At 57.8% G+C, this 24685-nt stretch carries 23 protein-coding genes; 14 read left to right on the top strand and 9 right to left on the bottom strand.

What is annotated here, in order from left to right:
* Positions 1-10: 10 nt before the first annotated feature.
* The 4 genes from ACR42C_RS09370 (at position 11) to ACR42C_RS09355 (ending at position 4674) form a co-directional block, all read left to right on the top strand.
* The gene (locus ACR42C_RS09370) at positions 11-1171 is read left to right on the top strand and encodes an ABC transporter substrate-binding protein (RefSeq protein ID WP_370552274.1); all 1161 of its coding nucleotides are present in this window, start codon (positions 11-13) and stop codon (positions 1169-1171) included.
* Positions 1144-2673, top strand: coding sequence for an ABC transporter permease family protein (locus ACR42C_RS09365; protein ID WP_479985042.1), 1530 nt, complete (start codon positions 1144-1146; stop codon positions 2671-2673). The genes ACR42C_RS09370 and ACR42C_RS09365 overlap by 28 nt, the downstream gene beginning before the upstream one ends.
* On the top strand, positions 2673-3293 hold the full coding sequence (locus tag ACR42C_RS09360; protein ID WP_479985041.1) for an ATP-binding cassette domain-containing protein: 621 nt from the start codon (positions 2673-2675) through the stop codon (positions 3291-3293). The genes ACR42C_RS09365 and ACR42C_RS09360 overlap by 1 nt, the downstream gene beginning before the upstream one ends.
* 73 nt (positions 3294-3366) lie before the next feature.
* On the top strand, positions 3367-4674 hold the full coding sequence (locus ACR42C_RS09355) for a sulfurtransferase (RefSeq protein WP_395312705.1): 1308 nt from the start codon (positions 3367-3369) through the stop codon (positions 4672-4674).
* Here the strand turns inward: ACR42C_RS09355 and ACR42C_RS09350 are convergent.
* Both ACR42C_RS09350 and ACR42C_RS09345 read right to left on the bottom strand, forming a co-directional pair.
* Complete coding sequence (locus ACR42C_RS09350) at positions 4671-5288, bottom strand: CDP-alcohol phosphatidyltransferase family protein (protein ID WP_163328900.1); 618 nt, start codon at positions 5286-5288, stop codon at positions 4671-4673. The genes ACR42C_RS09355 and ACR42C_RS09350 overlap by 4 nt on opposite strands.
* A complete protein-coding gene (locus ACR42C_RS09345; RefSeq protein ID WP_163328898.1) occupies positions 5281-5850 on the bottom strand; it encodes a carboxymuconolactone decarboxylase family protein in 570 nt (189 codons plus the stop codon). The genes ACR42C_RS09350 and ACR42C_RS09345 overlap by 8 nt, the downstream gene beginning before the upstream one ends.
* Positions 5851-5925: 75 nt before the next feature.
* On the opposite strand from ACR42C_RS09345, the gene ACR42C_RS09340 reads away from it, so the two are divergent.
* The gene (locus tag ACR42C_RS09340) at positions 5926-6342 is read left to right on the top strand and encodes a pyrimidine (deoxy)nucleoside triphosphate diphosphatase (RefSeq protein WP_116340559.1); all 417 of its coding nucleotides are present in this window, start codon (positions 5926-5928) and stop codon (positions 6340-6342) included.
* On the opposite strand, the gene ACR42C_RS09335 is transcribed toward ACR42C_RS09340, so the two are convergent.
* Positions 6302-6574 carry a YnjH family protein gene (locus ACR42C_RS09335; protein ID WP_028012780.1) on the bottom strand — a complete coding sequence of 91 codons (273 nt, stop codon included), beginning with the start codon at positions 6572-6574 and terminating at the stop codon, positions 6302-6304. The two genes, ACR42C_RS09340 and ACR42C_RS09335, sit on opposite strands and share 41 nt — an antisense overlap.
* A 227-nt stretch (positions 6575-6801) precedes the next feature.
* Here ACR42C_RS09335 and gdhA point away from each other — a divergent pair, with 227 nt between their 5' ends.
* Positions 6802-8145 (top strand): NADP-specific glutamate dehydrogenase, encoded by a 1344-nt coding sequence (gene gdhA / locus ACR42C_RS09330; protein WP_116340561.1) that lies wholly within the window; start codon positions 6802-6804, stop codon positions 8143-8145.
* A gap of 71 nt (positions 8146-8216) precedes the next feature.
* Here gdhA and ACR42C_RS09325 read toward each other — a convergent pair whose 3' ends face one another.
* The 3 genes from ACR42C_RS09325 to ACR42C_RS09315 all read right to left on the bottom strand — a co-directional run bounded on the left by ACR42C_RS09325 (position 8217) and on the right by ACR42C_RS09315 (position 11840).
* Complete coding sequence (locus ACR42C_RS09325) at positions 8217-10124, bottom strand: DNA topoisomerase III (protein WP_316378934.1); 1908 nt, start codon at positions 10122-10124, stop codon at positions 8217-8219.
* Positions 10125-10128: 4 nt separating this feature from the next.
* A complete protein-coding gene (gene selD, locus ACR42C_RS09320; RefSeq protein WP_163328894.1) occupies positions 10129-11172 on the bottom strand; it encodes a selenide, water dikinase SelD in 1044 nt (347 codons plus the stop codon).
* 116 nt (positions 11173-11288) lie between these two features.
* On the bottom strand, positions 11289-11840 hold the full coding sequence (locus ACR42C_RS09315; RefSeq protein WP_116340567.1) for an NAD(P)H nitroreductase: 552 nt from the start codon (positions 11838-11840) through the stop codon (positions 11289-11291).
* A gap of 167 nt (positions 11841-12007) precedes the next feature.
* Between ACR42C_RS09315 and sppA the strand changes: the two genes are divergently transcribed.
* From sppA to chiD, 4 genes are all read left to right on the top strand, one after another.
* A complete protein-coding gene (gene sppA, locus ACR42C_RS09310; protein WP_479985040.1) occupies positions 12008-13864 on the top strand; it encodes a signal peptide peptidase SppA in 1857 nt (618 codons plus the stop codon).
* A gap of 62 nt (positions 13865-13926) precedes the next feature.
* The gene (ansA, locus tag ACR42C_RS09305) at positions 13927-14943 is read left to right on the top strand and encodes an asparaginase (RefSeq protein WP_028012774.1); all 1017 of its coding nucleotides are present in this window, start codon (positions 13927-13929) and stop codon (positions 14941-14943) included.
* A 9-nt stretch (positions 14944-14952) separates the two neighbouring features.
* Positions 14953-15594: a bifunctional nicotinamidase/pyrazinamidase gene (gene pncA / locus ACR42C_RS09300; protein WP_479985039.1), complete on the top strand. Its 642-nt coding sequence runs from the start codon at positions 14953-14955 to the stop codon at positions 15592-15594.
* A 172-nt stretch (positions 15595-15766) separates the two neighbouring features.
* Positions 15767-17020, top strand: a complete 1254-nt coding sequence (gene chiD / locus ACR42C_RS09295; protein ID WP_116340573.1) for a chitinase ChiD — start codon at positions 15767-15769, stop codon at positions 17018-17020.
* Positions 17021-17070: 50 nt separating this feature from the next.
* On the opposite strand, the gene ACR42C_RS09290 is transcribed toward chiD, so the two are convergent.
* Together ACR42C_RS09290 and msrB are read right to left on the bottom strand one after the other, a co-directional pair.
* Positions 17071-17343, bottom strand: coding sequence for a YeaC family protein (locus tag ACR42C_RS09290; protein ID WP_045261608.1), 273 nt, complete (start codon positions 17341-17343; stop codon positions 17071-17073).
* 41 nt (positions 17344-17384) lie between these two features.
* Positions 17385-17798, bottom strand: coding sequence for a peptide-methionine (R)-S-oxide reductase MsrB (gene msrB, locus ACR42C_RS09285; RefSeq protein ID WP_013097052.1), 414 nt, complete (start codon positions 17796-17798; stop codon positions 17385-17387).
* 341 nt (positions 17799-18139) lie between these two features.
* On the opposite strand from msrB, the gene gapA reads away from it, so the two are divergent.
* Positions 18140-19135: a glyceraldehyde-3-phosphate dehydrogenase gene (gene gapA / locus ACR42C_RS09280; protein WP_014831506.1), complete on the top strand. Its 996-nt coding sequence runs from the start codon at positions 18140-18142 to the stop codon at positions 19133-19135.
* A 75-nt stretch (positions 19136-19210) separates the two neighbouring features.
* Complete coding sequence (locus ACR42C_RS09275) at positions 19211-20095, top strand: D-hexose-6-phosphate mutarotase (protein WP_166710801.1); 885 nt, start codon at positions 19211-19213, stop codon at positions 20093-20095.
* 78 nt (positions 20096-20173) lie between these two features.
* Here the strand turns inward: ACR42C_RS09275 and ACR42C_RS09270 are convergent, their stop codons facing one another.
* Positions 20174-20920, bottom strand: coding sequence for a MipA/OmpV family protein (locus ACR42C_RS09270; RefSeq protein WP_041910477.1), 747 nt, complete (start codon positions 20918-20920; stop codon positions 20174-20176).
* A gap of 430 nt (positions 20921-21350) precedes the next feature.
* Between ACR42C_RS09270 and yeaG the strand changes: the two genes are divergently transcribed.
* Positions 21351-23285 (top strand): protein kinase YeaG, encoded by a 1935-nt coding sequence (yeaG, locus tag ACR42C_RS09265; protein ID WP_116340579.1) that lies wholly within the window; start codon positions 21351-21353, stop codon positions 23283-23285.
* A 74-nt stretch (positions 23286-23359) separates the two neighbouring features.
* Entirely contained in the window at positions 23360-24643 is a 1284-nt protein-coding gene (locus ACR42C_RS09260; protein WP_116340581.1) for a YeaH/YhbH family protein, read from the top strand.
* The last annotated feature ends 42 nt before the right edge of the window (positions 24644-24685 follow it).

The following is a 24685-nucleotide window of genomic DNA, read 5'->3' as shown; positions in this document are numbered from 1 at the left end:
TATGCGCCGTGTGCGTTTTTGCACGTTCCTGACCGGTCTGCTGTTGGCAGCCCCCCTCTATGCCGCCGAAGGCTGGCAAACTGTTCAACAGCAGGCCAAAGGCCAGACCGTCTGGTTTAACGCCTGGGGCGGCGATCCGGCGGTCAACCGCTACCTTGAGTGGGTTAGCGGTGAGATGCAAACGCACTATGCCATTACGCTAAAAATCGTCCCGCTGGCGGATGCCGCCGATGCGGTCAAACGTATCCAGACCGAAGCCACTTCAGGGCGAAAGACCAACGGCTCGGTCGACCTGCTGTGGGTCAACGGCGAAAACTTCCGCACCCTGAAAGAGGCTAACCTGCTGCAAACCGGGTGGGCGCAGAGGTTGCCTAACTGGCGCTATGTCGATACCCGCAAACCCGTCACGGAAGATTTTGCCATTCCCACAGACGGCGCGGAGTCGCCGTGGGGCGGCGCGCAGCTGACCTTTATCGCCCGCCGGGTCAGCATGCCGACGCCGCCAGAAGATCCTCAGGCGCTGCTGGCGTACGCGCAGCAGCACCCGGGCAAAGTCAGCTATCCTCGCCCGCCCGATTTTACCGGCACGGCCTTTCTGGAGCAGCTGCTGCTGACGCTTGCGGCGCATCCCGAGGCGTTACAAAAAGCGCCTGACGCTACGTTTGCCCAGGTTACGGCGCCGCTCTGGGCCTACCTCGATAAGCTACACCCACTGCTGTGGCGTGAAGGAAAAGATTTCCCTCCCTCTCCCGCCCGGATGGATGCCCTGCTTGCCAGCGGCAGTCTGAATCTGTCGCTGACCTTTAACCCGGCGCACGCGCAGCAAAAAGTGGCGAGCGGCGAGCTGCCTGCCGACAGCTACAGCTTTGGTTTTCGCGACGGGATGCTCGGCAACGTGCATTTTGTGGCTGTTCCGGCCAATGCCAGCGCGAGTGCGGGGGCGAAAGTGGTCGCCAATTTCCTGCTGTCGCCGCAGGCGCAGATCCGCAAAGCCGACCCGGCAGTCTGGGGAGATCCGAGCGTGCTGGATGCGAAAACGCTGCCCGAAGGTGAAGCGAAACAGCTGATGGTCCATACGCCTCAGGGATTGCCGAAGATGCTCGCGGAGCCGCAGTCCGCCTGGGTGAACGCGCTGGAGCAGGAATGGCTGCGTCGTTACGGCACCCGTTAAGCTGGCTTGTCTGGCTGGCGATGGCGGTGATTTATCTGCCGATCCTGCCCGCTGGCGCCATGCTGTTCGCACCGGCCTTTTCCGTAACGAACTGGCAGCGGCTGCTGAACGATCCGCAGCTGCCGCAGGCAGCCGTAGCCACGCTGGTCTCAACGCTTATCGCCACGCTGGGGGCCTTGTTTATCGCCCTTTCTCTCGTGGCCCTTTTCTGGCCCGGCAACCGCTGGCGGCGCCTCAGCACGCGCCTGCCGTGGCTGCTGGCGATCCCCCACGTAGCCTTCGCCACCAGCGCGCTACTGCTGTTTGCCGAGGGCGGTCTGTTGTATCAGGTTTGTACCGTCTGTTCGCCGCCGTTTGACCGCTACGGCGCCGGGCTGGGCCTGACGCTCGCGGTCAAAGAGAGCGCGTTTGTGCTGTGGGCGATTTACGCCGTGCTGCCGGAAAAAGGGCTCGCGCAGCAGAAGATCGTCCTGCAGACCTTCGGCTACGGGCGTTTTCAGACGCTCAGTTGGCTGATCCTTCCGGTGATCGCGCCCGTTCTCGGGGCGGTGATGCTGGCGGTGCTGGCGTGGTCGCTGTCGGTCGTGGACGTGGCGATCGTTCTCGGGCCCGGCAACCCGCCCACGCTGGCCGTGCTGGCCTGGCAGTGGCTGAGCCAGGGCGACGCGCAGCAGCAGGCAAAAGGGACGCTGCTGTGCCTGCTGCTCCTTTGCCTGCTGGCCGCGCTTGCCGCGCTGGGGTACGGCCTGTGGAAGGCCTGGCGTCGCGCGATTCCGGACCAGACAGGTACGCGCCGCAGGTCGCATATCGTGCTGCCTGAACGCGCATTCAGCGGGTTTCTGCCCGCCTGCGGCATCCTGTGCGCCGCCGTGCTGTTGATGCTGGCGCAACGGGACGACGTGGGTCCCGTGGGCATCAGCCTTTCCTTCGGTCTGCTTTCGAGCCTTATCGCCCTTATCGTCATTTTTCTCTGGCTGGAATGGGGGCCGCAGCGAGGCGCGGCGTGGGTTTGGTTACCGCTCGCCCTTCCGGCCCTGCCGCTCGTCACCGGGCAATACGCGGTTGCTTTGCATCTGGGGCTCGATGGACGCTTTGCCGCCGTCCTCTGGAGCCATCTGCTGTGGGTGCTACCGTGGATGCTGCTGGTGCTGCAACCGGCCTGGCGGCAGATCGATCCCCGGCTTATCCTTACCGCCAGAACGCTCGGCTGGCGGCGGGAAAAAATATTCTTACTGCTGAAATGCCCCATGCTGGTGCGCCCTGCGCTGCTGGCCTTTGCCACCGGCTTTTCCGTCAGCATGGCGCAATATATGCCGACGCTCTGGCTGGGCGCGGGGCGTTTCGCCACGCTGACCACTGAGACCGTCGCGCTCAGCAGCGGGGGCAGCATCCCGGTTCTCGCGAACCGTGCCCTGGGATTATTGCTCGTCACGGGCGTCGTATTCGGCCTTGCCGCGCTGTTATCCCGGCTCGCGGGCCGCTACCGTCAAGGATTACGTTAATGCTGAAGGTAAGCAATCTCACCATCGAACCGCTTTTCCGCGGGGTCAATTTTTGCGTACCCCGCGGGGAGATTGTCACCCTGATGGGTCCATCCGGCAGCGGCAAATCGACCCTTTTTGCCTGGATGGTCGGCGCGCTGTCAGACGAGTTTCAGGCGTGGGGCGAACTGTGGCTCGACGAACGCCGCTGCGACGGTTTGCCCGTCGAATCCCGCGGTCTGGGCATTCTTTTTCAGGACGCGCTGCTGTTTGACCCGTTCAGCGTCGGGCAGAATTTGATGCTGGCGCTGCCCGAGCGGATCGTCGGACGCGCGCGTCGGGAAGCGGTCGAGCAGGCGCTGGCTTCCGCCGGGCTGAGCGGTCATTACGCCAGCGATCCGGCCACGCTTTCCGGCGGCGAGCGTGCCCGGGTTAGCCTGCTGCGCGCCCTGCTCGCAGAGCCGCAGGCGCTGCTGCTGGACGAACCGTTCAGCCGCCTTGATAAAGCGTTACGCACGACGTTCCGGGCATGGGTGTTTGACACCGTCCGCGCACGCAATATTCCGGTGGTGCTGGTCACCCATGACGAGGACGATATTCCGCCCGGCGGCGAGGTGATGGAGATTTCTCTCTGGCAATAATGTGCTAACGCAATGTTTTCCGTTTCGGGAGAGACGACAATGCCCCCCTCTTTTACTGACGTCAGGTTATTCGATGAAACGTGTTTCTCAACTGACCGCGCTGGCCCTGATCTGCGGCCTCGCCTCTTTTTCCTCTCTGGCAGCTGATATGGCCAATACGATGACGCTGTCTCAGCTTCAGGCACAGCACGGCGCGGCAATCGACACCCGCCCCAGCGCCTTCTATAACGGCTGGCCGCAGACCCTCAGCGGCCCATCCGGGCATGAACCCGCAGCGCTCAACCTGGCTGCCGCCTGGCTTGATGCAATGAGCGACGAGCAGATTGCGCTTTGGGCCAGGCAGCATCAGCTGACGCCGGGGACGGCCATCGCGCTATACGGCGACAGTGGCGCCAGCCTGGCGGTGAAAGCCCGCCTGGAGAAAGTCGGATACCGCCACGTTTCGCTTCTCAGCGATGCCCTGCAGGTGCCCGACCGCCTTCAGCGTCTGGCGCACTTTGAACAGCTCGTCTACCCGCAGTGGATCCACCAGCTCCAGCAGGGTAAACCGGTGACCGCCGCGCCGGCGGGCGAATGGAAAGTAATTGAAGCTGCCTGGGGCGCGCCGAAGTTTTACCTGCTGAACCACATTCCCGGCGCGGGCTACATCGACACTAATGAGGTGGAAAGCGAGCCGCTGTGGAATAAAGTCTCCGACGAAAGACTGAAAGCGATGCTGGCAAAGCACGGGATCCGTCACGATACCACCGTCATTCTGTATGGCCGTGACGTTTACGCCGCCGCGCGCGTGGCACAGATTATGCTGTACGCGGGCGTGAAGGATGTGCGCATTCTCGATGGCGGCTGGAAGGCGTGGTCAGATGCCGGTCTGCCAGTTGAGCGCGGCATGCCCGCTAAAGTAGCTCCGGCCGCTGATTTTGGCGCGCCGATCCCCGGCCAGCCGCAGCTGATGGTGGATATGGAACAGGCGCGCGGCATGCTGCACCGCCAGGATGCCTCCCTGGTCAGCATTCGTTCGTGGCCGGAGTTTATCGGCGAAACCAGCGGCTACAGCTACATCAAGCCAAAAGGTGAAATTGCCGGCGCCCGCTGGGGCCATGCGGGCAGCGATGCCACCCATATGGAAGACTTCCATAACCCGGATGGCACCATGCGCAGCGCGGACGATATCGCCGCCCAGTGGAAAAGCTGGAACATCCTGCCGGAACAGCAGGTCGCGTTTTACTGCGGCACCGGCTGGCGAGCGTCAGAAACCTTTATGTACGCCCGGGCGATGGGCTGGAAGCACGTCTCCGTCTATGACGGCGGCTGGTATGAATGGAGCAGCCACCCGCAGAACCCGGTCACTACCGGCGAGCGCGGGCCGGAAAGCACTCTCTAAGGGGCGAGTGACTTCAGCGTCACGTAGCCGCTCCAGATGCGCGTTGTGGTGGTCAGCCAGCACAGCGCGCCGAATATCCACGCGAACAGCGTAAAGTGGGCCGGAAACAGGCAGCACAGCACGAACAGCGCGATGGTTTCCGTCCCTTCCGTTAATCCGCCGATATAGTAAAACGACTTGTGCGCATAGCCGGGGTTGTCGATGTTATGCTTCGCGGCCAGCGCGGCAAAGGCCAGAAAACTGCTGCCGGTACCGATAAACGCAAACAGCAGCCAGGCGGCGGCCAGCGTATTCTCTGCGGGTGCAGCCAGCGCAAAGCCAAACGGCACCAGCGCGTAGAACAGAAAATCGAGGGCGATATCCAGAAACCCTCCCGCATCCGTCAGCCCTCTCCGACGCGCCAGCGCGCCGTCCAGACCATCCAGCAGGCGGTTCAGAACGATGGCAACCAGCGCCGCCAGATACCAGCCGAGGGCCAGAAACGGCAGCGCCAGCAGGCCGATGGCAAACCCGGCAAGCGTTAGCCCGTCGGGCGTAATGCCCGGCTTATCCAGCATGGAAACCAGACGGTTCAGAGCGGGCTTTACCCGCGGGTGCAGGTGACGGTCAAGCATCTGGCTTCCCTTTAAACGTGGCGCACAGCCCCTGAGCCGGAATATCCAGCGCGGCATTAAACCGGGCCGAGAGATTCTGAAAGGCAATGAGTGCCGTCATTTCAGTGATGGCATCATCCGTAAAGTGGCGTTTCATCGCCGTTTTGACGGCCTCATCCACCCGGGGTGGCGTGGCGGTCACCGCCTCCGCATATGCCAGTGCCGCGCGCTCCTGTTCACTGAACAAGTCAGAATCAGTCCAGCCGCTCACGGCCTGGACTTTATCCAGCGCGCCGCAGCGCTCGGCCAGGCGCAGGCTGTTGGCATCAATGCAGAACGCACAGTGGCACAGCTGCGATACGCGCGTCATGAGCAGCGAGCGCAGCACTGGCGTCAGGCGCGCTTTTCTGCGCTCCAGAAAGGCCACGAACAAGGCGACCAGCCAGAACAGACGCGGCATGCGTCCCCACCAGCGCGTGGGGTTCAGCACGGCGCCGAAGTGTTTTCGCTGCGCGGCGGCAATGGGTTTTACGCTCGCCGGAAGGGTTGGGATGGGCTCTACCCAGGTGGACGTCTCTTTCACCTGATTCTCCTGATGGCTGGACTCTTTGAAAGGGCACGATAATATGGCGTTTTTCGCTATCAAGTATTGACGACCATGCTAAAAACAGTCGATGTCGTTGCGGCCATCATCGAAAAAGACGACAAAATTTTACTGGCGCAGCGCCCTGCTCACGCCGACCAGCCGGGTATGTGGGAGTTCGCTGGCGGCAAAGTGGAGGCCGGAGAAACCCATCCCGAGGCGCTTATCCGCGAGCTGCGTGAAGAGCTGGGTATTGAGGCGCAGCCTGAGCAGTACGTGGCAAGCCATCAGCGCGAGGTATCACAGCGGTTAATCAACCTGCATGCCTGGCACGTGCCTACCTTCAGCGGAGAGTTAACGGCGCACTACCACAGCGCGCTGGTGTGGTGTACGCCGGAAGAGGCGCTTTGCTACAGCCTGGCCCCTGCGGATATCCCGCTGCTGGAGGCGTTTATTCTTTTACGCGCCGCCAGACCAGCGGATTCGTGCTGATGGTACGTTCATCGCGCTGGCACTGGAGCAGCACGCCATCGGCCTTCACGACGGCCCCTTCAGAATAGTTTTGATCCTGGTAGATGCAGCACTGGTTACACGGCTGCGCGCGCTGGCCGCTGGAGCTAAACACCTCCGGCGGCACATTCACTTCTACATCCGGACGAATGCGGTCAGCCTGCGCGCCTGCGGTCAACATCAATGATAACGCGGCCATCACGTAACGGTTCATAGACTTCTCTTCCTGTTGTCTCCTGTTAATGACTATAACGGTAAATCGGGCAGAATCTTTAATTTAGCGCGTCATCGCTTTTTGTTATGACGCGGCCCGGGTCATTAATTTCCCTTTCGGCATACATTTCCGCTTGCTTCACAAAGCGGTACGGGTGGTATAGTCAAAAAAACAACACAAATCGCATAAGCAACAGACATAAATTACTATAAGAGGTTCTTATATCTATGGATCAGACACGCTCTCTGGAAAGTTTCCTTGCCCATGTTCAGCAGCGCGACCCGCACCAAAGCGAATTTGCTCAGGCTGTTCGTGAAGTAATGACCACCCTCTGGCCGTTCCTTGAAGAAAACCCGCGCTATCGTCAACTGTCGCTGCTGGAACGTCTGGTTGAGCCAGAACGCGTGATCCAGTTCCGCGTGACCTGGGTGGATGACCGCAACCAGGTGCAGGTCAACCGCGCCTGGCGCGTGCAGTTTAACTCCGCCATCGGTCCGTTTAAGGGCGGCATGCGCTTCCACCCTTCCGTTAACCTGTCGATTCTGAAATTCCTCGGCTTTGAGCAGACGTTTAAAAATGCGCTCACCACCCTGCCAATGGGCGGCGGTAAAGGCGGGAGTGATTTCGATCCCAAAGGCAAAAGCGAAGGCGAAGTGATGCGTTTCTGTCAGGCGCTGATGACCGAGCTCTACCGCCACCTCGGCCCGGACACCGACGTACCGGCGGGGGATATCGGCGTGGGGGCCCGCGAAGTGGGCTTTATGGCCGGGATGATGAAAAAACTCTCCAATAACAGCGCCTGCGTCTTTACCGGGAAAGGACTATCGTTTGGCGGCAGTCTGATCCGCCCGGAGGCGACCGGCTACGGCCTGGTTTACTTCACCGAGGCAATGCTCAAGCGTCACGGCTTAGGTTTTGAAGGGATGCGCGTGGCGGTTTCCGGCTCCGGAAACGTGGCGCAGTACGCTATCGAAAAAGCGATGCAGTTTGGCGCCCGCGTGGTGACGGCCTCCGACTCTAAGGGCACGGTAGTGGATGAAGCGGGCTTTACGGCTGAGAAGCTGGCGCGCCTGTGCGAAATCAAAGCCAGCCGCGATGGCAGACTTGCCGATTATGCCGCGGAGTTTGGCCTGACGTATCTGGAAGGTAAACAGCCGTGGGGCGTGCCGGTGGATATCGCCCTGCCGTGCGCCACGCAAAACGAGCTGGACGCGGACGCCGCGCGCACGCTGATTACCAACGGCGTGAAAGCGGTGGCCGAAGGGGCGAATATGCCGACCACTATCGAGGCGACGGATCTGTTCCTGGAGGCGGGCGTGCTGTTTGCGCCGGGCAAGGCCGCTAACGCGGGCGGCGTGGCAACGTCCGGTCTGGAGATGGCGCAAAACGCCGCGCGTCTCAGCTGGAAGGCGGAGAAAGTGGATGCACGCCTGCACCACATCATGCTCGATATTCACCACGCCTGCGTGGAGTACGGCGGTGAAGCGTCGCAGACCAACTACGTGCGCGGCGCGAATATCGCCGGGTTCGTGAAGGTAGCGGATGCGATGATTGGGCAGGGTGTGATTTAAGGTTTATATCGTACGGCCGGGTGCCCTCACCCCGGCCCTCTCCCACAGGGAGAGGGAGAAAACCGGGCGTATCAGGCCGCGCTCTTTTTCTTCTTGAACGGTTTCTTCGCACCGCCACCGGGTGCAACCATCCCTCTGAACGTTTTCACCGGCGTGCTGCGAGCCTGATCGATCAGCTGGTAAAGCGTCCCGACCAGCGGCTGCATAAAGTCCTGGTAACGACACTGCTTCTCGCTGATCTGCGTCAGCACCGATTCCCAGTGTGCGGTCATGTCCGGCCGGGCGGCCAGCTCCGGCAGAGAGTGAATTAGCGCCCGGCCCGGTTCCGTTGAGTGAATATAGCGTCCCTTTTTCTCCAGGAAACCACGCTTAAAGAGCAGCTCGATGATCCCCGCGCGGGTCGCTTCCGTACCCAGACCGTCGGTGGCGCGCAGGATCTTCTTCAGATCTTTATCCTGCACAAAGCGGGCGATCCCGGTCATGGCGGAAAGCAGCGTCGCATCGGTGAAGTGGCGCGGCGGCTGGGTCTGTCGTTCAACCACTTCGCCTTTTTCACACAGCAGTTCGTCATCTTTCGCCACCACCGGCAGCGGCGTGCCATCGTTCTCCTCGTCGCGCTCTTTGTTGCCGAGCAGCGTGCGCCAGCCAGCTTCCGCAAGGAAACGCGCCTTGGCGATAAACTTGCCTTTGGCAATCTCAAGCTCAATCACGCATTTACGGAATACCGCGTCCGGGCAGAACTGCATCAGGTACTGACGGGCGATCAGGTTATACACCTTCGCTTCGTTATCGGTCAGGTTGACGCTGCTGGCACGCGCCGTCGGGATAATCGCGTGGTGGGCATCCACCTTTTTGTCATCCCAGCAGCGGTTATGGGTATCCGGGTTAACGACGGGCTGCGGGAGCAGATCCGGCGCGTGGACGCCGATGGCGTTCATCACCGAGTGGCGTCCGGCAAAGTGCTCTTCCGGCAGATAGCGGCTGTCCGAACGCGGATAGGTGATCAGCTTGTGGGTTTCGTAAAGCTTCTGACAGATGTCCAGCACGTTCTGCGCGCTGAGACCAAAGCGCTTCGCGGCCTCAATCTGTAGAGCAGAAAGGGAGAACGGCAGCGGCGCGGGTTCTGATTCCCGTTTATCGTTATAGCTGGTGACGATAGCGGGCTGGCCGGTAATACGGTTGACCACGTGCTCCGCCAGCGGACGGTGCAGCAGCCGCCCCTCTTCGTCCTGATACGACTCGCAGGCATCGCTCGGCTGCCAGACGGCGGTAAAGCGTTCGTCTTTTGGCGTGACGATGTGGGCTTTCACTTCAAAGAAATCTTTGGCGACGAAGTTCTCAATCTCTTCATCGCGACGCACCACCAGCCCCAGCACCGGCGTCTGCACGCGGCCCACGGAGAGCACGCCCTGATAGCCCGCGTTGCGACCGAGGATAGTGTAGGCGCGGGTCATGTTGATCCCGTACAGCCAGTCGGCGCGTGCACGCGCCAGCGCGGAGACGCACAGCGGGATAAATTCGCTGTTGGCACGCAGACGCGAAATGGCACGCTCAACCGCCTGCGGGTTGAGGTCGTTGATCAGGCAGCGCTGCACCTGCTGGCGCTTTTCCGGCGCCAGCTCAAGATAGTCCAGCACTTCGTCCACCAGCAGCTGCCCCTCTCTGTCCGGGTCACCCGCGTGGACCACTTCCGTCGCTTCGTGCAGAAAACGTTTAATAACGTTGAGCTGTTTGGTAACGGACGGGCGAGGCTGAAGGCGCCACTTTTCCGGCACAATCGGCAGATCGTTGAGGTTCCAGCGGGCGTAGCGGCTGTCGTAGACGTCCGGTTGCGCCTGCTCAAGCAGGTGGCCGATACACCAGGTCACCACCTGTCCGTTACCGCATTCGATAAAGCCGTCGCCTTTGCGATGCGGCTTAGGCAGCACGTCGGCGATGGCTCGGGCCAGGCTCGGCTTTTCGGCAATAAACAACCGCATCGAATTAACGGATCTCAATCATCGGTCGGCCACCGCGCGCGGTCACCAGCTCGCCGATCGCCGTCAGGGTGATGCCAAACTCGGCCGCGGTTGCCTGTACCTCGGCTTCGGATTCCGGCGTGACCGCCAGCAGCAGACCGCCGGAAGTTTGCGGATCGCACAGCAGGTTGCGCCACTCCTCAGGCATTTCGCCCATCAGGTGACCGTAGCTGGCGAAATTGCGCTGGGTACCGCCCGGGACCGCGCCCTGGGCAATGTACTCCTCCACGCCCGGCAGCTTCGGCACGTCCTGATACCAGACCTGCGCCTGCACGCCTGCGCCCTGACAGACCTCAGAGAGGTGCCCCAGCAGGCCAAAACCGGTGACGTCGGTCATCGCCTTCACGCCGTCGATATTGGCGAACGCCGCACCGGCGAGGTTCATCTGGCACATCACTTCCGTTGCCAGGCCTTTGTGCTCTGGTTTCAGCAGGGATTTTTTCTCGGCGGTGGTAAGCACGCCAATGCCCAGCGGCTTGGTGAGGAAGAGCCTGCAGCCCGCCTGCGCGGTACTGTTGCGCTTCACGCGCTCGGTCGGCACCACGCCCGTCACGGCCAGGCCGAAGATCGGCTCCGGCGCATCAATCGAGTGGCCGCCGGCCAGGGCAATTCCCGCCTGCTGACAGGCGAAACGCCCACCATCAATCACCTCGCGGGCGATTTCCGGTGGAATGGTGTTGATCGGCCAGCCCAGAATGGCGATCGCCATGATCGGCTTACCGCCCATGGCGAAGATATCGCTGATGGCGTTGGTGGCCGCAATGCGCCCGAAGTCGAACGGGTTGTCGACAATCGGCATAAAGAAGTCAGTGGTGCTGATAATGCTGGTACCGTTACCTAAGTCATAAACCGCCGCATCGTCACGCGTTTCATTGCCGACAAGCAGGTTCGGGTCGACAAACTTCGCCTGTTCGCTGTGCAGAATGGTCTCCAGCACTTTAGGGGAAATTTTACAACCGCAACCGGCTCCGTGGCTGTACTGCGTTAAACGAATGGTTTGCTCGCTCATGGACGTCTCCTGTCATCTCAATCGCGCTATGGTAGCGCTCATTCCATAAAGAGGTAAGTATGACTGTCTGAATTCTGCGGCAGATGCTCAGAATCCAGACAGTTTAGCGCGCGTTATCAGAAACGGCTGACGAAAGGCGTGGTGTCCGGCACGCTAATGGTGCTGGAGGCTTTAAGCTGTGGGGTACCGAGGTAGAGGAAGCCGACAATTTTGTCGTGCTCACCGCAGGAGAATCCTGCCCGCACGGCAGCGCTCTCGGTCAGCGGACCGGTGCGCCAGATACCGTTAAACCCCTGCGCAACGGCGGCCATTTGCATCGCCATCACCGCACAGCCAGCAGACATTTCCTGCTCCCAGACCGGCACCTTATGGTCGGCCTGGCATTTGGCCACGACGGTAACGATCATCGGGGCGCGGAACGGCGCGTTGCGAGCTTTATCAATCCCCTTCTCATCCTGCCCAGCGGCAATCGCCCCCTGCTCCAGCAACTGACTGAAACGTTCGCGGCCTTCACCCTCAATCACAAAGAAGTGCCATGGCTGCAGCGTGCCGTGATCCGGGGCACGCATGCCGGCACGCAGAATGTTTTCCAGCTGCTCGCCCACAGGGGCAGGTTCGGCCAGACGTGACGCGCTACGACGGTTAACAAGCAGTTCGAGTGCATCCATTGGTTAACTCCTTTCTTGAAATTTACTCACAAAATTAACACGACGGCAGATTTTGTTACAGCCTGGCAGGCGATTCCTGCTGACAAGTGGCGGTTGGGTCATTACGATAACCCAACATTACCGTCCAGTGGCGACGGAAACAGTCATTTTCTGGTTAGGGAGAATACATGCGAACCCTTTGGCGAATCTTTGCCGGTTTCTTTAAATGGACGTGGCGACTGCTCAACTTCGTCCGCAACCTGGTGATGAATATCTTCTTCATCCTGCTGGTTCTGGTTTGCGCGGGCATCTGGATGCATATCAGCAACGCGAATCAGGCTCAGCATTCGACTCGCGGGGCCCTGTTACTCGATATCACCGGCGTGATCGTTGATAAACCGTCCACCAGCAACCGTCTGGGGGTTATCAGCCGACAGCTGTTTGGCGCGACGTCAGACCGCCTGCAGGAGAACTCCCTGTTCGATATCGTCGATACCATCCGACAGGCCAAAGACGACCGTAACATCACCGGGATCGTGCTGGATCTGAAAGATTTTGCCGGCGGCGACCAGCCTTCCATGCAGTACATCGGGAAAGCGCTGCGCGAATTCCGCGACAGCGGCAAGCCGGTGATTGCCGTGGGCGACAGCTACAGCCAGGGGCAATATTATCTGGCGAGCTTCGCCAATAAGATCTGGCTTTCTCCGCAGGGGACGGTCGATCTGCACGGCTTTGCCACCAACGGCCTGTACTACAAATCGCTGCTCGACAAGCTGAAGGTCACCACCCACGTCTTCCGCGTCGGCACCTATAAATCTGCCGTGGAGCCGTTTATCCGCGACGATATGTCTCCTGCCGCCCGTGAAGCAGACAGCCGCTGGATTGGCGAGCTGTGGCAGAACTATCTCGGCACCGTTGCCGCTAACCGTCAAATTACCGCTGAGCAGGTGTTCCCTGGCGCTCGCGGCGTGCTGGACGGGCTGCGTAAGGTCGACGGCGATACCGCGAAATACGCGCTCGACAATAAGCTGGTTGACGCGCTGGGCACCAGTGCGGATATCGAAAAGGCCCTGACCAAACAGTTTGGCTGGAGCAAAGAGGACAAAAACTACAGCGCCATCAGCATGTATGACTATGCTGCGAAAAAGCCGGACGATAGCGGTGACAGCGTAGCCGTGGTCTTTGCTAACGGCGCCATCATGGACGGTCAGGAAACGCCGGGGAACGTCGGCGGTGACACCACCGCGTCGCAAATCCGCGACGCGCGTCTTGACCCGAAAGTGAAAGCGATTGTTCTGCGCGTCAACAGCCCTGGCGGCAGCGTCAGCGCCTCCGAGGTGATCCGCGCTGAACTGGCCGCGGCGCGTGCCGCCGGCAAGCCTGTCGTCGTATCCATGGGTGGTATGGCCGCGTCTGGCGGATACTGGATCTCCACGCCTGCCAACTACATTGTGGCGAACCCAAGCACGCTGACCGGCTCGATCGGCATCTTCGGGGTGATTAACACCGTGGAAAACAGTCTGGATTATCTGGGCGTGCATACCGATGGCGTTTCCACGTCGCCGCTGGCGGATGTGTCGATGACCAAATCCCTGCCGCCGGAAGTTTCAGAGATGATGCAACTGAGCATTGAGAACGGCTATAAGCGCTTTATCACGCTGGTTGCCGACTCGCGTAAGAAGACGCCTGAGCAGATCGACCAGATTGCTCAGGGCCACGTCTGGACCGGGCAGGATGCGAAGAGTAACGGTCTGGTCGACAGCCTGGGCGACTTTGACGACGCGGTGAAGAAAGCCGCCGAACTGGCGAAGCTCAAGCAGTGGCATATTGAGTATTACCAGGACGAGCCGTCGTTCTTAGATATGGTGATGGACAGCATGTCCGTTTCCGTTCGCGCCATGCTGCCGGAGGCGCTGCAGGCGTACCTGCCTGCCCCGGTGGCCACGGCTGCGAAAGCAATGAAGGCGGAAAGCGATAAGCTCGCGGCCTTCAACGATCCACAAAGCCGTTACGCGTTTTGCCTGACCTGCGCGAACGTCCGTTAAAAACCGTCCCCTCTTCCCGTGAAGAGGGGATTTTTTCTTTTGAAGAACAAGAACTCACTACCATGCAGAAGAAATCGATTTATGTCGCCTACACTGGCGGTACCATCGGGATGCAGCGCTCTGAAAACGGCTATATTCCGGTCTCCGGCCACCTGCAGCGTCAGCTTGCGCTGATGCCTGAATTCCACCGTCCGGAAATGCCTGACTTTACCATCCACGAATACGAGCCGCTGATGGACTCCTCCGACATGACGCCGGAAGACTGGCAGCACATTGCGGATGACATTAAAGCCCATTACGACCAGTACGACGGCTTCGTGATCCTGCACGGCACTGACACCATGGCGTTCACCGCCTCGGCGCTCTCCTTCATGCTGGAGAACCTGAGCAAGCCGGTGATCGTCACCGGGTCGCAAATTCCGCTGGCCGAGCTGCGCTCTGACGGGCAGATCAACCTGCTGAACTCCCTGTACGTGGCGGCCAATTACCCGATCAACGAAGTGTCGCTGTTCTTCAACAACCGTCTGTATCGCGGCAACCGCACCACCAAAGCCCATGCCGACGGTTTTGACGCCTTCGCCTCCCCTAACCTGCAGCCGCTGCTGGAAGCCGGGATTCATATCCGTCGTCTGGGAACGCCTCCGGCACCGAACACCGCTGGCGAGCTGATCGTGCATCCGATTACCCCGCAGCCGATTGGCGTGGTCACCATCTATCCGGGGATCTCCGCAGACGTGGTGCGCAACTTCCTGCGCCAGCCGGTGAAAGCGCTGATCCTGCGCTCCTATGGCGTGGGCAATGCTCCGCAGAACGGCGAGTTCCTGAAAGAGCTTCAGGAAGCCAGCGAGCGCGGAATTGTGGTCGTGAACCTGACCCAATGCATGTCCGGCAAAGTGAATATGGGGGGCTATGCCACCGGCAACGCGCTGGCGCACGCGGGGGTGATCAGCGGCTTCGATATGACCGTTGAGGCGACGCTGACTAAACTTCACTATTTACTGAGTCAGGATCTGGACATTCAGTCCATTCGCCGCGCCATGATGCAAAACCTGCGCGGCGAACTGACCCCGGACGAATAAGGAGGTCTCATGAAGCAACGCGCCCTGCTACTGGTCGATTTGCAAAATGATTTCTGCGCGGGCGGTGCGCTTGCCGTCGCCGAAGGTGACAGCACCGTTGACGTGGCCAACGCGCTGATTGACTGGTGCAAAGCACGCAGTGAAGCGGTTGTCGCCAGCCAGGACTGGCACCCGGCGAATCACGGCAGCTTTGCCAGCCAGCACAACGTCGAGCCGTTCACCCAGGGTGAACTCGACGGGCTGGCGCAAACTTTCTGGCCGGATCACTGCGTACAGCAGACGGAAGGCGCGGAGCTGCATCCGCTCCTGAATCAGAAAGCCATCGACGCGGTGTTCCATAAAGGCGAAAGCCCGGCTATCGACAGCTATAGCGCGTTTTTCGATAACGGGCATCGTCAGAAGACGGCGCTGGACGCGTGGTTACGTCACCATGAAATCACGGAGCTGATCGTGCTGGGTCTGGCGACGGATTATTGCGTGAAGTTTACCGTGCTGGACGCGCTCCAGTTAGGCTATACCGTCAGCGTCATCACCGACGGCTGTCGTGGGGTGAACATTCACCCACAGGACAGCGCTCAGGCGTTTATGGATATGGCCGCTGAAGGTGCTACGCTGTATACGCTGGCAGACTGGCTGGAAACGCAGGCGTAGTCTTTTAAGCCGGGTGGCACTGACGCTTACCCGGCTTACCCCGCTCCGATCTCCCATAAAGTGAACTCCCTCGCATCACAAGCGAAACGGCAATGCTATTCTCATCAGGCTGTTTTTTCGCCACGCCTTTTCTGTGGCGTGGTTATTTTTATTACGTCAAAGAGGAACTTGTATGAAACGTTTGCCCCTGCTGGCAGCATTACCCTTGCTTTGCGCGTCACTTGCTTCCGCCGCGCCGCTGATGTCCGTGGGCTACTTTAACGGGGGTGGCGATGTCACCGCCGGACCGGGTGGCGATATTAATAAGCTGGACGTTCGCCAGATCACCCATCTGAACTACTCGTTTGGACTTGTTTATAACGACGAGAAAGACGAGACCAACGCCGCGCTGAAAGATCCGACGAAACTGCATCAAATCTGGCTGTCGCCAAAAGTGGCGTCCGATCTGGCCCTCATACCGGCCCTGCGTAAACAAAACCCGAACCTGAAAGTCCTGCTCTCTGTTGGCGGCTGGGGCGCGCGTGGTTTCTCTGGCGCGGCGGCAACCAAAGAGAGTCGCGCAGTGTTTATCCGCTCCGCGCAGGAAATTGTCGACAAATACGGCCTGGACGGGATCGATCTCGACTGGGAGTATCCGGTTAACGGCGCGTGGGGGCTGGTTGCAAGCCAGCCAGCCGATCGGGATAACTTCACCGCCTTGTTGAAAGAGATGCGCGCGGCGTTTGGGCAGAAAAAGCTGGTGACCATTGCGGTGGGCGCGAATGCGGAAAGTCCGAAAAGCTGGGTAGATGTCAAAGCCATCGCGCCCCTGCTCGACTATATCAACCTGATGACCTACGACATGGCGTACGGTACCCAGTATTTCAACGCGAACCTGTATGACTCCAGCGCCTGGCCAACGGTGGCTGCCGCCGATAAATACAGCGTCGATTTTGTGGTGAGCAACTATCTGGCCGCCGGACTTAAGCCGAAGCAGATGAACCTCGGGATCGGTTTTTACGGTCGCGTACCGAAACGTGCGGTTGAACCGGGCATTGACTGGAGCAAGCCGGACGCGCAAAAAAATCCGGTCACCCAGCCCTACTTCGGGCCGCAGGAGATCGGCCTGTTTAAATCGCTCGGCTATGACCTGACCAAAGATACCTACGTGAAGTACAACGATATCGTGAAGAAGCTGCTGAACGATCCGCAGAAGCGTTTTACCGAGCACTGGGACGACCAGGCGAAGGTGCCGTGGCTCTCGGTAAAGGGTTCTGATGGCAACGCGCTGTTTGCGATTTCGTATGAGAACCCGCGTTCCGTCGCGATCAAGGCAGACTACATCAAAGAGAAAGGCCTCGCCGGGGCGATGTTCTGGGAGTACGGGGCTGATGATAACAATCAGTTAGCGAAACAGCTGGCGGAATCACTCGGAATTAAGCACTAAGGTGTATGTGCCGGGTGGCGCTAGCGCTTACCCGGCCCACACGGAGAGCGTTATTTGAAAGTCGCAATCGGCTTCGGCGTGATGCCAAAATCTTCCTTAAGCTCGCGCTTGCTCTTCATCACCATCTGACCGTTGGTATCGATAGTCATGTGCTGTGCATCGGTGTTGTTGCGCGCCTGCCACAGCATCACCAACTGCAAACTGTTCTCTTTTTGCTCAGGCGTCAGGGCCACACCGTCGGGCCATTTACCCAGCTCAACGGCGGTCACCAGACGCTGATAAACTTCCGGGGTCATCCCGTTAATCATGTCCTCAATATTCACGATCTCTCCCTTTCAAAGGAATAATTTGCTGAATCGTTTTTTCAACCCTTAATCTGGTCGCCGTTTTCATCGTCGCTGAAGCTCAGAGAAGCTGAGTTTACGCAGAAACGCTCGCCCGTTGGCTGAGGGCCATCCGGGAAAACATGCCCCAGGTGCGCGTCGCAGTTGCCGCAGCGAATTTCCGTGCGCACCATACCGTGCGACGAGTCGGTCAGATAGCGGATTGCGTCATCGCTCACCGGCTCGTAAAAGCTCGGCCAGCCGCAGCCAGAGTCGTATTTCGTTTGTGAATTAAACAGCGGGGCATCGCAGACCAGACAGTGGTAGACGCCGTCTCGCTTGTTATGCAGCAAACGCCCGGTAAATGGCGGCTCCGTTCCGTGATTCTGCGTCACGTAAAACTGCATTTCTGTGAGGTTTTTTTTCAAATCGTCAGGGTTACGTTGGTTCGACATATGCTTACATCTCGCTGTAGAAACAGACATCTTTTAACCCCGATTCTAACAAAACATTAACACCCTTGCGTGCACTTTTGTTCTAAACTTATGTGTCGCGAAAAGGCGGTCAGGCAATTGTGATCATGTTCACATTTTTATCCTGCGAGGCCTTTAAAATTCCGGGCGCAGCCCCCATGTGGTTGCAAGCTCAAAGGGAAAGTGAGGCGAGTCAGTCGCACAAACGTTAGTCACAGGATTGATTTGTCGCAATGATTGACACGATTCCGCTTGACGCTGCGTAAGGTTTTTGTAATTTTACAGGCAACCTTTTATTCACTAACAAATAGCTGGTGGAATATATGACTATCAAAGTAGGTATCAACGGTTTTGGCCGTATCGGCCGTATTGTTTTCCGTGCTGCTCAGAAACGTTCTGACATCGAAATCGTTGGTATCAACGATCTCCTGGACGCTGAATACATGGCGTACATGCTGAAGTACGACTCAACTCACGGTCGTTTCGACGGCACCGTTGAAGTGAAAGACGGCCACCTGGTTGTTAACGGTAAAACCATCCGCGTTACTGCTGAGAAAGACCCAGCTAACCTGAAATGGAACGAAATCGGTGTTGACGTTGTTGCTGAAGCAACCGGTATCTTCCTGACCGACGAAACTGCACGTAAACACATCACTGCGGGTGCGAAGAAAGTTGTTCTGACCGGTCCTTCCAAAGACAACACCCCAATGTTCGTTCGTGGTGCAAACTTCGAAACTTACGCTGGCCAGGACATCGTTTCTAACGCATCCTGCACCACCAACTGCCTGGCACCGCTGGCTAAAGTTATCAACGACAACTTCGGCATCATCGAAGGTCTGATGACTACCGTTCACGCTACCACCGCTACTCAGAAAACCGTTGATGGCCCGTCTCACAAAGACTGGCGCGGCGGCCGTGGCGCGGCTCAGAACATCATCCCATCCTCTACCGGTGCTGCTAAAGCTGTAGGTAAAGTACTGCCAGAACTGAATGGCAAACTGACTGGTATGGCGTTCCGCGTTCCAACTCCTAACGTATCCGTTGTTGACCTGACTGTTCGTCTGGAAAAAGCTGCTTCTTATGAAGAAATTAAGAAAGCAATCAAAGCTGCTTCCGAAGGCGCAATGAAAGGCGTTCTGGGTTACACCGAAGACGACGTTGTATCTACCGATTTCAACGGCGAAGTGTGCACTTCCGTGTTCGATGCTAAAGCAGGTATCGCACTGAACGACAACTTCGTGAAACTGGTTTCCTGGTACGACAACGAAACTGGTTACTCTAACAAAGTACTGGACCTGATCGCTCACATCTCCAAATAAGTTGAGATGAGTGCTTGATCCAAAAAGGCGACTTCGGTCGCCTTTTTTATTGTTTTTTAGACAGAGGATTGCTTAATGATTAATAAAATTTTTGCACTTCCGGTAGTCGAACAACTTACCCCTGTGCTCTCCCGCCGTCAGATTGACGGTGCCGACGTTATCGTCGTTGACCATCCCCGCGTTAAAGCGTCCGTGGCGCTGAACGGCGCTCACCTGCTCTCCTGGAAACCGGAAGGCGAAGCCGAAGGTTTGTGGCTGAGCGATGCGACCTCCTTCAAAAAAGGGGCGGCTATTCGCGGTGGCGTACCGATCTGCTGGCCGTGGTTTGGCCCGTCTGCACAGCCGGGTTTGCCTTCTCACGGTTTTGCCCGCAACCAGCAGTGGACGCTGAAAGCGCATAACGAAGACGATAACGGCGCCGTGCTGACCTTTGAGCTGCAGGCAAATGACGAGACCCGCGCCCTGTGGCCGCACGAGTTCACCCTGTATGCCCGCTTCAAGCTGGGTAAAACCTGCGAAATTGAGCTGGAAGCCCACGGCGAGTTCGACACCACCTCGGCCCTGCATACCTACTTCAACGTGGGTGATATCAGCGCAGTGAAGGTGAGCGGCCTTGGCGATACCTTTATCGATAAAGTGGATAACGCCAAAGAAGGCAAACTGAGCGACGGCGTTCAGGCGTTCCCTGACCGTACCGACCGCGTCTATCTGCATCCGGAAGCATGCAGCGTGATCCACGACGGTGCCCTGAACCGCAGCATTGAGGTGGTCCATCACCATCACAGCAACGTGGTGGGCTGGAACCCGGGTCCTGCTCTGTCTGTAAGCATGGCCGACGTGCCTGACGACGGTTATAAAACGTTCGTCTGCGTGGAAACGGCCTGCGTGACCACCCCGCAGAAAGCCAGTGAAGAAAAGCCATCACGTTTAGGGCAGACGATCCGCATCGTTAAGCGATAATGCCGCCGCACCACGCAAAAGCAAACGGGGCGCAAGCGCCCCGTTTTGATGCAAAGATTGCACTAAAATAATGCACAATCAGAACTTGTAGGTCACACCCACAGAGAAGATGCCAGCCCAGGACTTATCGACCATCGGGCTATCCTTCACTTCGTCGCTCAGACGCTCGTAACGACCGGTGCCGTAGACGTTCCAGTCGCCAAGGAAGTTATAGCTCGCGGTCAGCTCCAGGTAAGGATCCCAGCCGTCATCAGCGCTGTAGCTTTTCAGCCCACTGCGGCGGGACTCGTTTTTAGAGACGCCATAGTAGTAGTCGTTGTAGTTTTCACTGTTGTACTGCACCCCGATACCCGGCGTCAGGGTGAGCCCACCGTTGGTATAGCGGTACAGCCAGGCCAGATCCCAGATAAAGCCGTTGCTGTTATCCAGCGTATCACCCGCCAGGGCCGTACGCAGGAAGCCATACTGGGTGTTATGCACGTACGAAAGCCCGGCCATCATAGAGCTTTTGCGCTTGTCGAGCTGGCGAAGCGCATGGCTGTCGCTGTCTCCCGGCTTGAAGTGCGTTGGATCGTAGTAGGCCATGATAGATAGCTTATCGGCCGTATCGTTCCAGAGATAGTAGCCGCCGCCGAGACCACGGAACCAGAAATTATCGCCTTCATAGGTGATAACGGGAACAGGATAAACATCGCGGTCATACTGTTTGTATGGGCTGTTAATGACGCCAACGCCCGCGCCCACCGTCCACTGACTTTCCGCCTGAGCGGTGCTAACTGCGGTAGCGGCAAGGATGCCCAATGCCAGAAGTTTGAGTTTGGTCACAATCCATTCTTTCCTGTAGTCAAATAATCAGCGGGTGAAGTGTAACCGCCATTCCCGTACATCCCAAAATTTTTTGCCTGCTAATCAGTCTGATTAACCCATTATTTTTAACTTTTCAGATGACAGCCCGCTTTCATTTATATGACCGCTGAATGAAAAACGTCCTTAAGCCTTATAACTCAGGTGGAAATTTTTGGATGAGTTATTGATATGTCATTGAAATTAGTTTTTCTCAGCATGCAAGTTTGGCAAATGCCATCTACGCTTAAATTTAAGAAGAGTTTTCCTGAACACCTGCGGTTCTTAGCGTCTGACCTGGCACACAGGTTGCTGCTCTGGCAGTGGGGTGCGAGAGATTCTCTTCCGGGAGCCTCCACTACTCATACGAACGGCTCTTATCCTGTGCTAAAAAACGAAAGGACGGCATGCCATGAATATATTCGATCACTATCGCCAGCGCTATGAAGCTGCCAAGGACGAAGAGTTCACACTGCAGGAGTTTCTTACCATTTGTCGGCAAGATCGCAGTGCCTATGCCAATGCGGCAGAACGGCTATTGATGGCTATCGGTGAGCCAAACATGGTTGATACTGCCCTGGAGCCACGGCTTTCCCGTCTGTTTTCGAATCGGGTGGTCGCCCGATATCCGGCTTTCGAAGAGTTCTATGGTATGGAAGATGCCATTGAACAGATTGTCTCCTATCTGAAGCATGCCGCCCAGGGTCTGGAAGAGAAGAAACAGATCCTCTATTTACTCGGCCCCGTCGGCGGCGGTAAATCCTCGCTGGCTGAACGCCTGAAGTCGCTGATGCAGCGCGTACCGATTTATGTGCTGAGCGCCAACGGCGAACGCAGCCCGGTGAACGACCATCCGCTGTGCCTGTTTAATCCGCAGGAAGATGCGCAAATTCTGGATAAAGAGTTTGGCATCCCGCGCCGCTACCTCGGCACCATCATGTCGCCGTGGGCGGCAAAACGCCTCCACGAGTTTGGCGGCGATATCACTAAGTTCCGTGTGGTGAAAGTATGGCCATCCATACTGGAGCAGATCGCTATCGCCAAAACGGAACCGGGTGATGAGAACAACCAGGATATCTCGGCGCTGGTGGGCAAAGTCGATATCCGTAAGCTGGAAAACTACGCACAAAACGACCCGGATGCCTATGGCTATTCCGGTGCGCTGTGCCGCGCCAACCAGGGGATTATGGAATTCGTTGAGATGTTCAAAGCACCGATTAAAGTGCTGCATCCTCTGCTGACAGCGACCCAGGAAGGGAACTACAACGGGACGGAAGGTATTTCCGCCCTGCCGTTTAACGGCATCATTCTCGCCCACTCTAACGAATCAGAATGGGTGACCTTCCGTAATAATAAAAACAATGAGGCCTTCCTTGACCGCGTTTACATCGTCAAGGTGCCTTATTGCCTGCGGATCTCCGAAGAGATCAAAATTTACGAGAAACTGCTTAACCACAGCGAGCTGGTACACGCGCCATGCGCCCCGGGTACGCTGGAAACGCTCTCGCGCTTCTCCATCCTGTCGCGCCTGAAAGAGCCGGAAAACTCCAGCATCTATTCGAAAATGCGCGTCTATGATGGTGAAAGTCTGAAAGATACCGATCCGAAAGCGAAGTCCTATCAGGAATACCGTGACTACGCCGGGGTCGATGAGGGGATGAACGGTCTGTCCACGCGTTTCGCGTTTAAGATCCTCTCCCGCGTCTTTAACTTCGATCATGCGGAAGTGGCGGCCAACCCGGTTCACCTGTTCTACGTGCTGGAGCAGCAAATTGAGCGCGAGCAGTTCCCGCAGGAGCAGGCTGAACGCTACCTTGAGTTCCTGAAAGGCTACCTGATTCCGAAATACGCTGAGTTCATCGGCAAAGAGATCCAGACGGCCTATCTGGAATCCTACTCAGAATACGGGCAGAACATTTTCGACCGCTATGTCACCTACGCTGACTTCTGGATTCAGGATCAGGAGTACCGCGACCCGGATACCGGCCAGCTGTTTGACCGTGAATCCCTGAACGCGGAGCTGGAAAAAATTGAGAAGCCTGCCGGGATCAGCAACCCGAAAGACTTCCGTAATGAGATTGTGAACTTCGTCCTGCGCGCCAGAGCGCATAACAACGGTCGCAATCCGAACTGGACCAGCTACGAGAAGCTGCGCACGGTCATTGAGAAGAAAATGTTCTCCAATACCGAAGAGCTGCTGCCGGTGATCTCGTTTAACACCAAAACCTCAACCGACGAGCAGAAGAAACACGACGATTTTGTCGACCGTATGATGGAAAAAGGCTACACCCGCAAGCAGGTTCGCCTGCTCTGCGAATGGTATCTGCGCGTGCGTAAATCGTCCTAAAACAAGTGCCCGGTAGCGCCTGCGCCTGCCGGGCCAACAAAAACGCAAGTTGGCAAATGCAGTACGGGGGGTATATGACCTGGTTTATTGACCGGCGTCTTAACGGCAAAAACAAGAGCACGGTGAACCGCCAGCGCTTCTTGCGCCGTTATAAAGCGCAAATTAAACAGTCGATCTCCGAGGCCATCAACAAACGCTCGGTGACCGACGTCGACAGCGGCGAGTCTGTCTCCATCCCTACCGATGACATCAGCGAACCGATGTTTCATCAGGGGCGCGGGGGCCTGCGCCATCGCGTACACCCAGGTAATGACCACTTTGTTCAGAACGACAGAATTGAGCGCCCTCAGGGCGGCGGTGGTGGTTCAGGAAGCGGTCAGGGACAGGCCAGCCAGGACGGTGAAGGTCAGGATGAGTTCGTTTTCCAGATTTCGAAAGATGAATATCTCGACCTGCTGTTCGAGGACCTTGCGCTGCCGAACCTGAAAAAAAATCAGCATCGTCAGCTTAATGAGTACAAAACCCATCGCGCGGGCTATACCGCCAACGGCGTGCCCGCCAATATCAGTGTTGTGCGTTCGTTGCAGAATTCGCTGGCGCGACGCACGGCCATGACGGCAGGCAAACGTCGTGAGCTGCGCGAGCTGGAGAGCAGCCTGAAGGTCGTGGAAAACACGGAGCCAGCGCAACTGCTGGAAGAGGAGCGCCTGCGTAAAGAGATTGCCGAGCTAAGAGCGAAGATCGACCGCGTGCCGTTTATCGACACTTTCGACCTGCGCTATAAGAACTACGAAAAACGCCCTGAACCCTCCAGCCAGGCGGTCATGTTCTGTCTGATGGACGTCTCCGGCTCAATGGACCAGGCCACCAAAGATATGGCGAAGCGTTTTTATATTCTGCTCTACCTGTTCCTGAGCAGAACCTATAAGAACGTGGAAGTGGTGTATATCCGCCATCACACCCAGGCGAAAGAGGTGGATGAACATGAGTTCTTCTACTCTCAGGAGACCGGGGGGACCATCGTATCAAGCGCGTTGAAACTGATGGACGAAGTGGTGAAAGAGCGTTATGACCCGGCGCAGTGGAACATTTATGCCGCGCAGGCGTCGGATGGCGACAACTGGGCCGACGACTCACCGCTGTGTCACGAGATCCTGGCGAAGAAAATTCTGCCGGTGGTGCGTTACTACAGCTATATCGAAATCACCCGTCGCGCTCACCAGACCCTGTGGCGGGAGTATGAACATCTGCAGTCCATGTTCGATAACTTTGCCATGCAGCATATCCGCGATCAGGATGATATTTATCCGGTATTCAGAGAGCTCTTCCACAAGCAATCTGCCACCAGCAACGTATAACCCTGCAGCCAGCGAATCCGCTGGCTGTTTTCTTTCGACCCC

Source organism: Enterobacter sp. MG-EB028, from assembly GCF_056673305.1.
Note: the sequence above shows the minus strand (reverse complement) of the source record. Positions and strands in the feature narration are given on the sequence as shown.

Excerpts from the sequence above, each read along its gene's own strand:
- pncA (WP_479985039.1), top strand. The coding sequence starts at position 14,953 with ATGAAGCAACGCGCCCTGCTACTGGTCGATTTGCAAAATGATTTCTGC.
- yeaG (WP_116340579.1), top strand. The coding sequence starts at position 21,351 with ATGAATATATTCGATCACTATCGCCAGCGCTATGAAGCTGCCAAGGAC.
- ansA (WP_028012774.1), top strand. The coding sequence starts at position 13,927 with ATGCAGAAGAAATCGATTTATGTCGCCTACACTGGCGGTACCATCGGG.
- ACR42C_RS09365 (WP_479985042.1), top strand. The coding sequence starts at position 1,144 with ATGGCTGCGTCGTTACGGCACCCGTTAAGCTGGCTTGTCTGGCTGGCG.
- ACR42C_RS09335 (WP_028012780.1), bottom strand. The coding sequence starts at position 6,574 with ATGAACCGTTACGTGATGGCCGCGTTATCATTGATGTTGACCGCAGGC.
- ACR42C_RS09325 (WP_316378934.1), bottom strand. The coding sequence starts at position 10,124 with ATGCGGTTGTTTATTGCCGAAAAGCCGAGCCTGGCCCGAGCCATCGCC.
- ACR42C_RS09350 (WP_163328900.1), bottom strand. The coding sequence starts at position 5,288 with ATGCTTGACCGTCACCTGCACCCGCGGGTAAAGCCCGCTCTGAACCGT.
- selD (WP_163328894.1), bottom strand. The coding sequence starts at position 11,172 with ATGAGCGAGCAAACCATTCGTTTAACGCAGTACAGCCACGGAGCCGGT.
- ACR42C_RS09355 (WP_395312705.1), top strand. The coding sequence starts at position 3,367 with ATGAAACGTGTTTCTCAACTGACCGCGCTGGCCCTGATCTGCGGCCTC.
- ACR42C_RS09315 (WP_116340567.1), bottom strand. The coding sequence starts at position 11,840 with ATGGATGCACTCGAACTGCTTGTTAACCGTCGTAGCGCGTCACGTCTG.
- ACR42C_RS09360 (WP_479985041.1), top strand. The coding sequence starts at position 2,673 with ATGCTGAAGGTAAGCAATCTCACCATCGAACCGCTTTTCCGCGGGGTC.
- gdhA (WP_116340561.1), top strand. The coding sequence starts at position 6,802 with ATGGATCAGACACGCTCTCTGGAAAGTTTCCTTGCCCATGTTCAGCAG.
- ACR42C_RS09260 (WP_116340581.1), top strand. The coding sequence starts at position 23,360 with ATGACCTGGTTTATTGACCGGCGTCTTAACGGCAAAAACAAGAGCACG.
- gapA (WP_014831506.1), top strand. The coding sequence starts at position 18,140 with ATGACTATCAAAGTAGGTATCAACGGTTTTGGCCGTATCGGCCGTATT.
- msrB (WP_013097052.1), bottom strand. The coding sequence starts at position 17,798 with ATGTCGAACCAACGTAACCCTGACGATTTGAAAAAAAACCTCACAGAA.
- chiD (WP_116340573.1), top strand. The coding sequence starts at position 15,767 with ATGAAACGTTTGCCCCTGCTGGCAGCATTACCCTTGCTTTGCGCGTCA.
- ACR42C_RS09275 (WP_166710801.1), top strand. The coding sequence starts at position 19,211 with ATGATTAATAAAATTTTTGCACTTCCGGTAGTCGAACAACTTACCCCT.
- ACR42C_RS09340 (WP_116340559.1), top strand. The coding sequence starts at position 5,926 with ATGCTAAAAACAGTCGATGTCGTTGCGGCCATCATCGAAAAAGACGAC.
- sppA (WP_479985040.1), top strand. The coding sequence starts at position 12,008 with ATGCGAACCCTTTGGCGAATCTTTGCCGGTTTCTTTAAATGGACGTGG.